Genomic DNA, 210 nt, shown 5'->3' on the forward strand with positions numbered 1-210 from the left:
ACGGCTTCGTCGACCGACGCGGTGAATGGCTCGGAACTTTTCGCGACCAACCAGCAGGTCACGCAGAACACGACCGACATCACGAACCTGACGAACAACATCAACAACGGCACGATCGGTCTGGTGCGGCAAGCCTCGCCGACGAGCATGGTGACGGTGGCGAAGGACACGGGTGGCACAACCGTGGACTTCACGGGCACGGCGGGTACG

1 pseudogene is annotated in these 210 nt (G+C 62.4%); it reads left to right on the forward strand.

Annotated elements, in window-relative coordinates:
* Window positions 1–210, forward strand: a pseudogene (locus tag AB4Y40_RS43030) (peptide ABC transporter permease); the annotation flags it as partial.

The organism is Paraburkholderia sp. EG287B (assembly GCF_040965595.1).
Lineage (GTDB): Bacteria > Pseudomonadota > Gammaproteobacteria > Burkholderiales > Burkholderiaceae > Paraburkholderia.